Source organism: Flavobacterium chungangense LMG 26729 (assembly GCF_000735715.2).
In the GTDB taxonomy this organism is placed as follows: Bacteria; Bacteroidota; Bacteroidia; order Flavobacteriales; family Flavobacteriaceae; genus Flavobacterium; species Flavobacterium chungangense.
In genome coordinates this window covers 730,663-744,931 of the sequence record NZ_JASY01000002.1, presented here as the reverse complement: position 1 = coordinate 744,931, position 14,269 = coordinate 730,663, and the positions used below count along the sequence as shown (strand labels likewise).

Genomic DNA, 14,269 nt, shown 5'->3' with positions numbered 1-14,269 from the left:
TTTGGACTATTTATAAGTTTATTTTATAAATCGTTATTGCGAAATATAAGAATTTAAGTGATTAATCGTATCCTTTTGTAATTCAATAATGGCCTTTACGACATCACTGATCGAAATAATACCTACAACAATTTCGTCTTCTAAAACCGGCAGGTGTCTTATTCTTTTTGTACTCATGAGTTCCATACAGTCTTCTAAATTATCTGAAAGTTTTACTGTAAAAACAGTACTTTCCATAATCTCATCAACTAAAGTTTCTTTTGAAGATTTATCTTTTAAAACAATTTTTCGTGCATAATCCCGCTCAGACAATATCCCTTTTAGTTCAAAGTCATCGATAATCAGAATAGCGCCTATATTTTTTTCGCCCATCACTTTCAATGCTTCATAAACAGTTGTAGTCGAACCTACAGAATAAACATTTTTCCCTTTTGCGTTTAATATTTGATTTACAGTCATATCTGAAATATTTTAGGACTATAAAGTTAAAAAAAATAGAATACAAAAAACACCTTCTTCTGTTTTTTAACACATAATCAATTCATATATAATGAAATACAAAACATTTAACCTTCAAAAATATTCTCATAAAGAAAAATAATGATTCATGGCTTTTATTATAAAAGCACAACCTTACTTCTGACAAAACAATTAAATAAAATATTATTCTAAAAACTTTATATTCCTCTTTAAACCATCAAACTTGGTTCTTTTTATAGGAGAATTTTTAAAAACAACACGAAAAGTTTCTTCTGTAATTTCTATCCAATCTTTTTTGGAAAACGAAAGCAGCTCACGATTGGGATTAAACAATGGCTCTGAATGTGATTTTGAAAACCGGTTCCAGGGACAAACATCCTGACAGGTATCACAACCAAACATCCATTCGTCAAATTTACCCTTCATTTCATAAGGTATATTTTCTTTAAGTTCAATAGTGTAATAAGATATACATTTACTACCGTCAATTACATGGGGTTCTACTATGGCTTGTGTAGGACAAGCATCGATGCAAGCAGTGCAAGAGCCACAATGATCTGTCGTTGCATAATCATATTCCAAATCCAAATCAAGTATAAGTTCAGCAATAAAATAAAAAGAGCCTACTTTTTGAGTAATCAAATTACCACTTTTACCAATCCAGCCCAAACCACTTTTGGCTGCCCAAGCCCTATCCAGCACAGGTGCAGAATCGACAAAAGCACGACCCGAAACATCGCCAATTTTTTCTTGAATAGAAAACAGAAATTCTTTCAATTTTTCTTTAATTACAAAATGATAATCCTGGCCGTAGGCATACTTTGAAATTTTAAAGCTATCCTGACTTTGAGTTTCCGCTGGGTAGTAATTTAATAAAAGTGAAACAACACTTTTTGCGTCATCAACTAGTAAAGTTGGGTCTAACCGTTTATCAAAATGGTTTTCCATATAAGCCATTTGACCGTGATGGTTTTTGTTTAACCATTTTTCAAGTCGGGGTGCTTCTTCTTCTAGAAAACCAGCTTTAGAAATCCCACAAGAAAGAAAACCTAATCTTTTAGCTTCTGATTTTATAAATTTCGAATATGTCTCTTTAGCATTAATACTCATCTTTTCAAGAATAAAACTTCAACCCCAACAGGCTTTAATGTTATCAAAGGGTTAAACTTAACTTCGTCAGTATTCGATACGATTCTATTTTTTTTCACTATATGAGCAATGGTCAGACACATTTCATATATAGCAAAACCGGCTCCAATACACATTCTTGGTCCTGCGCCAAAAGGATAAAAATATTGCATTGAAATTTTCTTTTGTTCACCCAAAAAACGCTCGGGATCAAAGCTATCCGGATTATCCCAGTACTTGGGATTTCGATGTAACGCATAAAATGAAACACCAATTAAGGTCTCCTTTTTAATATTATAGCCAGCCAATGTATCGTCTTTTACATTTTGCCTATCAGTAATCCATGCTGGAGGATATAAACGCATTGCTTCATTTAGGACAGCATTAGTATATGTCATTTTCTGAAGCTGTTCAACAACATTATTCGTCTGGGATTCAATTTCTAAAATTTCATCTAGTATTTTTTGTTGAACTTTTGAATGTCGTCCTAAAAGGTATAAGGCAAATGTTAAAGCATTGGCAGTAGTTTCGTGTCCGGCAATAAATAAGATTTTAATTTCATCTATGAGTTGGGTAATTGACATTGGCTCTCCGGTATCTTCATATCTGGTTTCCATTAACATGTTGAGCAAATCATTATATTCTTCATTTGAAGAATTTCTTATACCAATAATTTCTTTGATGATATTATTGTTCTCTAAAGCAAGCTGTTCGTGCTTTTTCACCTGCCCACTTAATGAAAACCACCAAGCTTTATGAGGCAGTCTTATTTCCTTAACCAAAAAGTTCTGAACTTCTTCAATAATAAATTTTATTCGATCTAATTTTTCTTCAGAAATGGAGAATTGAAACAGCGATTTAGCGACAACATTAAATGCCAACTTACTCATTACAGGAAAAAGATCAATTGGCTTTCCTTCTTCCAAACTATTCAGTTCCAAAACAATTGTTTGATTCATATTCTCAACCAATTGATTCATTTTTTGTTTATGAAAAGCAGGCTGAATAAGTCTTCTTTGTTTTAACCAAAAATCTCCATCAACTGTCAATAATCCTTTTCCTAAATATTTAGAAAGATAAACGGACTGAAATTTAGATTTATGGTAATTTTTTTGATTTTTCTGTAATATATATTGTGCAACTTCATTATCCCTTGACAATATGATATGCTTTGACAATCCTATCTTAATTGAAAAAGAATCACCAAATTTTTCGAAATATTTTTTATGATAAGGTATCGGATTTCTTCTAACGCCTTCAGCATCCAATAGAAATCTTCCTAATGAAATTTTATGAGGATAATTATATTTTTTACTCTCAGACATTGATATAGCTATTAAAACAATCCGCCTTGAATATTCGTATTGATCTTACCTAAATGTTTATAAGCTTTATCAGTAACCTCACGTCCTCGTGGCGTACGCATAATAAAACCTTCCTGAATTAAAAAGGGTTCATATACTTCTTCGATTGTTTCGCTGCTTTCAGAAACAGCTGTTGCCAAAGTCGAAAGACCAACAGGCCCCCCCTTAAATTTATTAATAATTGTTAACAGTATCTTGTTGTCCATTTCGTCAAGACCATGTGCATCAACATTAAGCGCTTTTAGAGCATAACGAGCAATTTCAAGATCAATAGTCCCATTGCCTTTTATCTGAGCAAAATCGCGTACTCTTCGCAATAATGCATTAGCAATACGAGGTGTACCACGACTGCGACCAGCTATTTCAATAGCAGCATCTAAAAAAATTGGCATTTTAAGTATAGAGGAACTCCTTTCAACAATAGTCGTCAAAAGTTCGGTTGTATAATATTGTAAACGTGACGAAATTCCAAAACGCGCACGCATTGGAGCCGTTAATAATCCGGAACGTGTAGTAGCTCCAATTAAGGTAAAAGGATTTAAATTGATTTGAACCGTTCTGGCATTTGGTCCTGATTCTATCATAATATCAATTTTGAAATCCTCCATTGCTGAATATAGATATTCTTCAACAATTGGACTTAAGCGGTGAATTTCATCAATAAATAAAACATCTCTTTCGTCAAGATTCGTTAGTAACCCTGCTAAGTCACCCGGTTTATCTAGAACCGGCCCCGAAGTAATTTTAATTCCAACTTCAAGTTCATTTGCTAAAATATTGGCTAACGTAGTTTTACCTAATCCCGGAGGACCATGAAAGAGAGTATGATCGAGTGCTTCACCACGCTGATTAGCTGCAGCAACAAAAATCTTTAAGTTTTCTAAAACTTGGTCTTGTCCGGCAAAATCATCAAATGATAGCGGACGCAATCTTTTTTCAAGATCTAACTCTTCTGGGTTATATCCTTTTGTGGTAGGATCAAGGTTTTCATTCATCTTACAAAGATATAGAAACTAATGAGTTTCTAAAACAAGATTTTTTAATGAATCGTAAACAAAAAAAGACTGCCATTTCGGACAGTCTTTTTTTGAATTATTTTTTAGTGATGTAAAACTTCTTCACCTTCTTTCATTGGTACATTTTGCGGTACAAAATCTACATCATGATTTGGATTACTATAGTCATATGGCCAACGGTATACATGTGGAATTTCGCCTGGCCAGTTACCATGGATATGCTCAACTGGTGTAGTCCACTCAAGAGTTGTAGATTTCCATGGATTCTGAACAGCTTTCTTACCGTAGAAAATACTACTGAAGAAATTGTATAAGAATACTAATTGGAATGCACCACCAATCAAAGCAAACATTGTAATTAAAACATTCACATTTTGCAAATCATCAAATAATGGAAAGTTTGTATTTGTATAATAACGTCTTGGTAACCCGGCTAATCCTATAAAGTGCATTGGAAAGAAAACTCCATAAGCACAAACAGCTGTTACCCAAAAGTGAATATAACCTAAGTTTTTGTTTAACATTCTTCCGTACATTTTAGGGAACCAGTGGTAAATACCAGCAAACATTCCATAAAGAGCAGAAATACCCATTACTAAGTGAAAGTGAGCAATTACGAAGTAAGTATCGTGAACGTTAATATCTAAAGTACTATCTCCTAAAATGATTCCTGTTAACCCACCAGTGATGAATGTAGAAACCATTCCAATAGAAAATAACATAGCAGGATTAAACTGTAAGTTACCTTTCCATAAAGTTGTAATCCAGTTGAAAGCTTTTACGGCAGATGGAATTGCAATCAATAAAGTTGTAAAAGTAAACACAGATCCTAAGAAAGGATTCATTCCTGAAAGGAACATATGGTGACCCCAAACAATTGTAGATAAAAACGCAATTGCAAGAACTGACATAATCATCGCTCTGTATCCGAAAATAGGTTTACGAGAATTCGTGGCCATAATTTCAGAAACAAGACCCATTGCTGGCAAGATTACAATGTAAACCTCAGGGTGTCCTAAGAACCAGAATAGGTGTTCAAACAATACAGGTGAACCACCTTGATAATGTAAAACCTCTCCTGCAATATAAATATCAGAAAGGAAAAATGAAGTACCAAAACTTCTATCGAAAATCAATAATAAAGCAGCTGATAATAATACCGGAAATGAAATAACACCAATAATAGCTGTTACGAAAAATGTCCAGATAGTAAGAGGAAGTCTGGTCATAGACATTCCTTTAGTTCTTAAATTGATTACAGTTACTATGTAATTCAAAGATCCCATTAATGAAGATGCAATGAATATAGCCATTGAAACTAACCATAAAGTCATACCTGCTCCTGATCCTGGAATCGCTTGTGGCAAAGCACTTAATGGCGGATAAATTGTCCAACCTGCAGAAGCCGGTCCAGCTTCGACAAATAATGATGACAACATAATTACAGCCGAAAGAAAAAACAACCAATATGAAATCATATTCATAAATCCAGAAGCCATATCTCTTGCACCAATTTGAAGCGGAATAAGTAAGTTACTAAAAGTACCACTTAATCCGGCCGTCAGTACAAAGAATACCATAATAGTACCATGAATAGTAACTAAAGCTAAATAAATATCATTTGCCATTACACCATCAGGTGCAAACTTATCACCTAATAAAACATTAAATATTTTAAAAGATTCTTCTGGCCAAGCCAATTGCATTCTAAAAAGCAAGGACATTCCAATACCAATTACTCCCATAATAATACCTGTAATCAGGTATTGCTTAGCAATCATTTTGTGATCAATACTAAAAATGTATTTAGTAATGAAAGTGTCTTTATGATGATGTTCGTGCTCGTGATGATCGTGTCCGTGATCGTGATCGTGCGCTTCTGCTGACATATATGTATACTTTAAATTTTCTTAATAAATATTATTATTTCATAGCAACTTTAGCTACAACAGCTTTAACAGTATCAATTACCGCTTTAACAGTATCTTTAGCAGTGCTATCTGTAGTTGCTTCAACTCCACCTTCTGCAGGTTTCTCAGCTGCAGCTGCAGCTTTAATATCCTCAGTCAAAGTAGTTTTTTCGCTTAACCATTTTTTATAATCTTCAGGAGAATCTACAACTACCTTCATTTGCATATTGTAATGAGAAGCTCCACAAATTTTATTACATAATAATAAATAGTCAAATGTATAAGGATCTAATGCTGTACCTCCCTTAGCAATAAGTTCAGCACTCTTCTGTGCTCTAAGCTTATTGATATTTGCAACTTTTTCAACCATAAAAGGAAGCTCTCTATATTCAGAAGTTGTATAAGTTGGAATAAAAGCAAACTCAGTAACCATACCTGGCACACAGTTCATTTGAGCTCTAAAATGAGGAAAATAAGCTGAGTGTAGTACATCTTGAGAACGCATTTTGAAATGTACCTTTTTTCCTTTTGGAATATGCAATTCGCTAACTACAATATCATCCTGAGCATTAGGATCTGACATATCAACTCCTAAAGTATTAACTCCTTCAATTAAACGAACGTTTGCTTTACCTAAAACATTATCCTGTCCAGCGTAACGTGCTGTCCATTTAAATTGTTGAGCATATAATTCAATTTCTATTACATCTTCATCTTTATCAACAAACATAATATTGTTCCAAGCGTACAATCCATAAAGAATTAAAACCGCTAAAACAACAGATGGAATAATACTCCAAATTGCTTCTAATTTATTACTATCAGCAAAGAATAATGCTTTTTTATCCTTATTCCCTTTATATTTAAAAGAAAACCAGTATAATAATCCTTGTGTAATAACTTGTACAGTAAAAATCAATACCCAAGTAATATTCATTAAACTATCTACTAAAATACCATGCTCTGAAGCTGGCGTATGAAGTGCTAAATTACCCCATTTTAGTAAACCATAAATCGTAAAGATATAAATGAAAGCCAGGAAGCCAAACATAATATATCCCTGAATATTATTATCATTATCTGATGCAACTTGCGAATCGTCCGAAGAAGATCCTACTTGAGTAAGATCAAATATCTTGGTCAATTGCCATAATGCAACTGCTAATAAAACTAAAACTACAATTACCAACAAACTTGTCATCTGTTTATTTCTTTAAATATTAATAATGAAAATGTTTACTTTCTTCGATGAAAGGATTTCTTTTTGCCAATAAAGGAGATTTGCTTAATGCAGTAAACACTACAAAAATAAATAGACCTAAGAAGAAAAGAATAGATGCAATTTCAGAAACTCCAATAAACCATCTGTCACCAACTGTACCAGGCATAATCATATTAAAAAAGTCAACATAGTGTCCCAATAAAATAACAATACCAGCCATTACAATAACCCAGTTTAGACGTTTAAAATCAGTATTAACTAAAATTAATACAGGGAAAACAAAATTCATAACTACAGCACCAAAGAAAGGAAGGTTGTATAATTGAATTCTTGTTATAAAATATGTAACCTCTTCAGGAATATTTGCGTACCAGATCAACATAAATTGAGAGAACCATAAATAAGTCCAAAATATACTAATTCCGAACATAAATTTAGCTAAATCATGAATATGACTTGTATTTACAAATTCTAAATACCCTTTAGATTTCAAGTAAATAGTTACCAAAGCGATTGTCGTAATACCGCTTACAAAGAAAGAAGCAAATACATACCACCCAAATAAAGTACTGAACCAGTGTGGATCAAAAGACATAATCCAATCCCAAGACATAATAGACTCAGAAACTATAAAGAATACTAAAAATCCAGCTGTTTGTTTGAAATTCTTTTTATAGTTCAAATCATCATTCGCTTCATCCTGAGCTAAACAATTTTTTCTAGTAATATAGCGGTACAAATTCCATCCTCCTAAAAACACAGCAGCTCTAGCTATCCAGAAAGGAAAATTTAAATAACCTGACTTTCCTGCAATAATTGCATCATAATGCTCACTTTTTGGATCTGTAACTCCTTCTCCTAACCATACAAAAATATGATTAAAATGAAGTCCACACAAAATTAGTATAACAAAGAAAATCAAAGAACCAACAGGCAAATAAGCTGTTATTCCCTGCATAACTCTAAACAATACAGGAGACCAGCCAGCTTGAGCAACATGTTGGATAGCATAAAATGCCAAAACGCCCATAGAAAGCAACAAAAAGAAAATACATGCAACATACAAAGCAGACCATGGCTTGTTTTGTAATTGGTGCAAAACGTGTTCTGCGTGTGCTTTAGGATCATGTTCATGAGAAACTTCCTCATGTTTTTGATCTTTTATTTCATGTTTAGCAACATTAGCTTCTGCAACTGTACTCTCGTGTGCTTCTTCAGTTTTTACTTCATTAGCGACTTCTTCTTTTGCAACAACTGAATCTTTATGTGCAATAACTGAGTCTGCATTTACAGCTACTTCAACATGTGCATCTTTAGCCTCTTCATGATGAACAACTTCCGGTTTTTCCTCATGGTGAGTTGCTTCAGCGGATTCTTCATGATTTGCTGCAGCAGCTTCACCATGTCCTCCACCGTGCTCAGATGCTTCTTTTTTAAGAAGAGTTTCTACGTCTTCAATATTTTTAGGAGCGTTTAAAAAACCATATCCAATCCCTAATATACCAACGGCCATTAAGATGAAAGAAAACGTTTTTAATTTACTTGAAAATGTGTACATATCTTTTACGATCAGTTTGTTCAACAATTATAATTGGCTTTTTAGTTTTAGAACATAGTCAGCAACTAACCAACGTTCATGGGCACTTAATTGATTTGCATGAGAACCCATCGCGTTTAAACCATAAGTTTCAACATGAAAGATACTTCCTTCAGTGATAACCCTGTCTTTATAACTAGGTACTCCAAGAAATTTCTCTCTTTCAACTAATTTACCTTTACCGTTTCCAGAAGCACCATGGCAACTTATACAGTAAATTTCAAAAAGCTCTTTTCCTTTTTCAGAACTTCTCTCTTCCTGAGTCAACGGTGATTTTAAATTAGTTTTAGCCAATTCATAACCAGCGGTTGAATTTTCATACTCATAAGGTTCAAAACCTCTATTGATAGTTCCTTCTACAGGAAGCTGCCCTTCTTTTCCACCTTTAAATACAGAAGCCTCAGAATAAGTTTCGTATCCTACAGATTCATACATATTAGGGAAATACTGATAGTTTGGCGCCGAATTATTGTGGCAAGATGAAACTAAAATAGTTATACCAACTAAAAGTGTTATTTTATATATCCTTTTCATAGCTACAATTAATTCTTTTCAATTACTTTAACTTCAACTGCTCCTGTACTTTCGAAAAAAGAAACTAGTTCTGCTTCGTTATCATTTACAGCAACTTCCATTAAAAAATGGTCATCTGTTGTTCTTACATCCGGGTTTTCAGCTTCTTTGAATGGCCATAATCTACTTCTCATATAAAAAGTAATAACCATTAAGTGGGCAGCAAAAAATACAGTCATCTCAAACATAATAGGCACAAAAGATGGCATATTTTGAATAAAACTAAAACTTGGTTTTCCACCAATATCCTGTGGCCAGTCATGAATCATAATATAACTCATCATAAATGTTGCAACAGAAATACCAACACATCCATAAAGAAAAGCACAAATTGCTAATCTTGTTGGTGGTAAACCCATCGCTTTATCCAATCCGTGAACTGGGAATGGAGTAAAAACCTCTTCAATATGATGGTGTGCAGCTTTGGTTTTCTTTACTGCATCCATCAAAATATCATCGTCATTATAAATGGCGTATATTACTTTATTACTCATGGTGTGAATCTTTATTTTCTGCTCTTTCTCTAATGTAATTATCTCCAGTTCCTTTCAAAATTGTTTTAACCTCTGCCTGAGCAATTACAGGGAATGTCCTAGAGTATAATAAAAACAATACGAAGAAGAAACCAATTGTTCCAATGAAAATTCCAATATCAACAAATGTTGGTGAAAACATTGTCCAAGAAGATGGAAGGTAATCTCTATGTAAAGAAGTAACGATAATTACGAACCTTTCAAACCACATTCCGATGTTTACTACAATCGAAATAATAAATGAAAACATAATACTCGTTCTTAGTTTTTTGAACCACATAAATTGTGGAGAAAAAACGTTACAAGTCATCATTGCCCAATATGCCCACCAATAAGGTCCAGTTGCTCTGTTTAAGAACGCATATTGCTCATATTCAACACCAGAATACCAGGCTACGAATAATTCAGTGATATAGGCAACACCAACAATAGAACCGGTAATCATAATAATGATATTCATCAATTCAATATGCTGAAGTGTAATATATGCTTCAAGGTTAGAAACTTTTCTCATAACGATCAACAAGGTATTTACCATTGCAAATCCTGAGAATACCGCTCCTGCAACGAAGTACGGAGGAAAAATTGTTGTATGCCATCCTGGAATTACAGAAGTAGCAAAGTCCATCGATACAATCGTGTGTACAGAAAGTACAAGTGGAGTAGCCAAACCTGCAAGAACTAAAGATACTTCCTCAAAACGTTGCCAGTCTTTTGCTCTACCGCTCCATCCAAAACTCAGGATAGAATAAATTCTTTTTGTAAAAGGCGTTACCGCTCTATCACGCAGCATTGCAAAATCAGGTAACAAACCAGTCCACCAGAAAACTAATGATACTGAAAGATACGTTGAAATCGCGAATACGTCCCAAAGTAATGGCGAGTTAAAGTTTACCCAAAGAGATCCAAATTGATTTGGAATAGGTAAAACCCAGTACGCTAACCATGGACGCCCCATGTGAATAATTGGAAATAAACCTGCCTGAACTACTGAGAAAATAGTCATTGCTTCTGCAGAACGGTTAATTGCCATTCTCCAACGCTGACGGAAGAGTAATAATACTGCAGAAATCAAAGTTCCTGCGTGACCAATACCAACCCACCAAACAAAGTTCGTGATATCCCAAGCCCAACCAACTGTTTTATTTAATCCCCATGTTCCGATACCGGTAGATACGGTGTAAATTATACAGCCTAATCCCCAAAGGAAGGCTATTAATGCGATTGAAAATACAATCCACCAATGTTTGTTTGCAGGACCTTCAACAGGTGCAGCTACATCTACTGTTACATCGTGATAAGATTTATCACCTATAACTAAAGGTTTTCTAATGGGTGCTTCGTAATGAGACGACATAATCCTTTATATTGTTTCTTAATTAATAATTTTTTGTACTACGTATTTCTAACTTTAACATGGTAAACCACATTAGGTTTTGTTCCAACATGCTCTAATAAGTGATATGATCTTTCGTCTGCAGCTAATTTAGCCACTTTACTATCTTTATCATTAACATCTCCAAATATCATTGCTCCAGAAGAACAAGCGTTAGAACAAGCTGTCTGGAATTCTCCATCAGCAACTGGGCGTCCTTCATTTTTCGCTTTTAATTTTGTAGCTTGTGTCATTTGGATACACATAGAACATTTTTCCATAACACCACGAGAACGAACGTTTACGTCTGGGTTTAATACCATACGACCTAAATCATCATTCATGTGATAATCAAATTCACTGTTTTTGTTGTACAAGAACCAGTTGAAACGACGTACTTTATAAGGACAGTTGTTTGCACAATAACGTGTACCAACACATCTGTTGTATGCCATATGGTTTTGACCTTCACGACCATGAGATGTAGCAGCAACCGGACAAACTGTCTCACATGGCGCGTGATTACAGTGCTGACACATAACTGGCTGGAAAGCTACTTGTGGATTTTCACCTGCTTTTTCCATTTCATTAAATGTAGATAATGAACTAGATAAACCTGCGATATTCTCTTTTCTTTCGTTGTCACCTTCAAAAGTACTTTCAGAAGAATAGTATCTGTCAATACGTAACCAGTGCATATCACGGCTTCTTCTTACCTCTGCTTTACCTACAACAGGGACGTTGTTCTCAGCGTGACAAGCAATAACACATGCCCCACAACCAGTACAAGCGTTTAAGTCAATTGACAGGTTAAAGTGATGTCCTGTAGAACGATCAAATGATTCCCATAAATCTACTGTAGTGGCTTTAACTTCCTGGTGATCCAAAGATACCATTGGTTGTTCATTCCAATGCTCTGCATCTTCTTCATTAAAAATTTTAAGAGTAGTTTCTTTAATAATATCTCCTCTACCCATTAATGTTTTCTGTCCCTGAACACAAGCAAACTCATGCTCTCCTGATGCTTTTGCAATAGATACAGATTGAACACTATTGAAATTTTTATATAACGAGTAAGCATTTAAACCTACTACCATTTCTTCTTTCAAAGCCGCTTTACGACCGTAACCTACAGCTAAACCTACTGTACCAACAGCCTGACCTGGCTGAATTATTACTGGAACATTTTCTAACTTAACACCATCAACTGTAATAGTTGCATAACTTCCGTTTAAACCTCCGTTTGCAACAATTGGGTTTGAAAAATCAAACTTTTTGGCATCAGCACTAGAAACTGTTAAATAATTATCCCAAGAAACTCTTGTAATCGGATCCGGAAATTCTTGCAACCAAGGATTATTGGCTTGCTGCCCGTCACCCATACCTGTTTTAGTATACAATACTAATTCAAAATCACCAGTAGATTTTGATTTAGATAATGTTGCCGCAGCAGAAGAATAGTCATATGAACCTCCTGTTAATACACTAGAACCTATTACAAAAACCCCATCATGCAATACTTTATTCCAAGAAGTTCCCGCAATAATACCAGCTGAATTAGCTTTGATATAATCATAGAAAGTTCCAGGAATTCCGTTTAATGATAGTAAAATATCTTGGAATTGTTTTGTATTGAAAATTGGACGTATAGTTGGCTGAGTCAAGCTATAAGTTCCTTTTGTAATCACAACATCTCCCCAAGATTCCAAATAATGCGGAGCTGGGGCAGCAATTGTAGTAAGCGAAGCAGTTTCATCTTCTTTTAGAGAGAATGTAACTGAAGTTTTTACTTTCTTTAATCCCGCTTCAAATGAAGCAGCTTCTGCTAAAGTATAAACCGGATTAACTCCACTCATGATCAAAGTGTGAACACTTCCAGCATTCATATCTTTTAATAACTGAGCAACAGCAGCATTAGAACCTTTTCTAATTTGTCTTGTCCCAGCTGTACTAAAAGATTCACTTGCCAACACTTGGTTGATAGCTAAAACTAATAATTGAGCATTTTTATCTTCAAGTCCAGATACTAAAACTCCTTTAGAACCAGCAGCTTTAAGTTGTTGAGCAGCTTTCACTACTTCAGCTTTAAAAGCACCATCTAAAGAAACAGCAACATTAGCTCCTGCAACAATATTATATATTTGAACTAAAGCTTGTTTTTGATTCGCAATAGTCATCGGAATACGCTTATCAGCAGCAGCTCCAGATAAAGTCATATTTGATTCAAACTGAAAATGACGAGACATTTTTCCGTTTTGAGGAATACGCCCTTTAGCATAGCCAGAGTCGTATCCACCACCTTGCCAATCTCCTAAGAAATCAGCCCCAACAGAAACAATTAAAGAGGCTTTTGAAAAATCATAATCAACTAAAGCTCTTTCTCCATAAACAGTCTCAAATGCATCTAATGCTTCAGAAGAAGAAACAGCATCATAAACAACGTGTTTAGCATTTGGGTTTTTAGCAATAAATTCCCCAATCAATTTCTCAGTTGATGGACTTGCCAAAGTATTAGTCAACAATACAACCTGCCCACCTTTTGCTTTTGCATCAGCAAGACTAGATTTAATTTTTAAATCAACAGCAGACCAGCTACTATCTTTTCCGTCCAACTTAGGCTCTTTCAAACGCATACTATCATATAAAGATAAAATAGACGCATGAATCCTAGCATTGGCTGAAAACTTAGCTCCAGAAATAGTATTGTTATCAATTTTAATTGGACGACCCTCACGAGTTTTCACTAACAGGTTAGCAAAATCAAAACCATCAAAAACTGTAGTTGCATAATAATCAGCAACACCAGGAATGATTTGTTCTGGTTGCAACACATAAGGGATAGACTTGTGAACAGGACCTTCGCATGCAGCAAGAGTTACGGCTGCAGTACTAAATCCTACGTACTTTAAAAAGTCACGACGTGAAGTTCCAGATGTAGCTAAAGCATCTGCATTTCCTAAAAATTCATCAGTAGGAATTTCTTCAACAAATTCGTTATTTCTAAGCGCCTCAACAATAGAACTATTTTCTAGTTCTTCAACACTTTTCCAGTATTTTTTGTTTGATGACAT

At 34.5% G+C, this 14,269-nt stretch carries 11 protein-coding genes; all 11 read right to left on the bottom strand.

All coding sequences use genetic code 11. The features are described 5' to 3' along the window. Nucleotides 1–33: 33 nt before the first annotated feature. The 11 genes from JE46_RS06380 to JE46_RS06330 all read right to left on the bottom strand — a co-directional run bounded on the left by JE46_RS06380 (nt 34) and on the right by JE46_RS06330 (nt 14,269). A complete protein-coding gene (locus tag JE46_RS06380; RefSeq protein WP_031454427.1) occupies nt 34–459 on the bottom strand; it encodes a CBS domain-containing protein in 426 nt (141 codons plus the stop codon). Nucleotides 460–663: 204 nt separating this feature from the next. Next, nucleotides 664–1,590, bottom strand: a complete 927-nt coding sequence (gene queG / locus JE46_RS06375) for a tRNA epoxyqueuosine(34) reductase QueG (RefSeq protein WP_031454426.1) — start codon at nt 1,588–1,590, stop codon at nt 664–666. After that, complete coding sequence (locus tag JE46_RS06370) at nt 1,587–2,933, bottom strand: cytochrome P450 (RefSeq protein ID WP_031454425.1); 1,347 nt, start codon at nt 2,931–2,933, stop codon at nt 1,587–1,589. The genes queG and JE46_RS06370 overlap by 4 nt, the downstream gene beginning before the upstream one ends. An 11-nt stretch (nt 2,934–2,944) precedes the next feature. Then, nucleotides 2,945–3,967: a Holliday junction branch migration DNA helicase RuvB gene (gene ruvB, locus JE46_RS06365; protein ID WP_031454424.1), complete on the bottom strand. Its 1,023-nt coding sequence runs from the start codon at nt 3,965–3,967 to the stop codon at nt 2,945–2,947. Nucleotides 3,968–4,071: 104 nt separating this feature from the next. Then, the gene (locus JE46_RS06360; RefSeq protein ID WP_031454423.1) at nt 4,072–5,877 is read right to left on the bottom strand and encodes a cytochrome c oxidase subunit I; all 1,806 of its coding nucleotides are present in this window, start codon (nt 5,875–5,877) and stop codon (nt 4,072–4,074) included. A gap of 34 nt (nt 5,878–5,911) precedes the next feature. Then, nucleotides 5,912–7,099 carry a cytochrome c oxidase subunit II gene (locus tag JE46_RS06355; RefSeq protein ID WP_031454422.1) on the bottom strand — a complete coding sequence of 396 codons (1,188 nt, stop codon included), beginning with the start codon at nt 7,097–7,099 and terminating at the stop codon, nt 5,912–5,914. Nucleotides 7,100–7,118: 19 nt separating this feature from the next. Continuing rightward, a complete protein-coding gene (locus JE46_RS06350; protein WP_031454421.1) occupies nt 7,119–8,678 on the bottom strand; it encodes a hypothetical protein in 1,560 nt (519 codons plus the stop codon). 27 nt (nt 8,679–8,705) lie between these two features. Then, a complete protein-coding gene (locus tag JE46_RS06345) occupies nt 8,706–9,251 on the bottom strand; it encodes a c-type cytochrome (protein ID WP_031454420.1) in 546 nt (181 codons plus the stop codon). 8 nt (nt 9,252–9,259) lie between these two features. After that, nucleotides 9,260–9,784 carry a DUF3341 domain-containing protein gene (locus JE46_RS06340; protein WP_031454419.1) on the bottom strand — a complete coding sequence of 175 codons (525 nt, stop codon included), beginning with the start codon at nt 9,782–9,784 and terminating at the stop codon, nt 9,260–9,262. Then, the gene (gene nrfD / locus JE46_RS06335) at nt 9,777–11,180 is read right to left on the bottom strand and encodes an NrfD/PsrC family molybdoenzyme membrane anchor subunit (protein ID WP_031454418.1); all 1,404 of its coding nucleotides are present in this window, start codon (nt 11,178–11,180) and stop codon (nt 9,777–9,779) included. Before nrfD ends, JE46_RS06340 begins: the two co-directional genes overlap by 8 nt. Nucleotides 11,181–11,218: 38 nt before the next feature. Beyond that, the gene (locus tag JE46_RS06330; protein WP_031454417.1) at nt 11,219–14,269 is read right to left on the bottom strand and encodes a TAT-variant-translocated molybdopterin oxidoreductase; all 3,051 of its coding nucleotides are present in this window, start codon (nt 14,267–14,269) and stop codon (nt 11,219–11,221) included.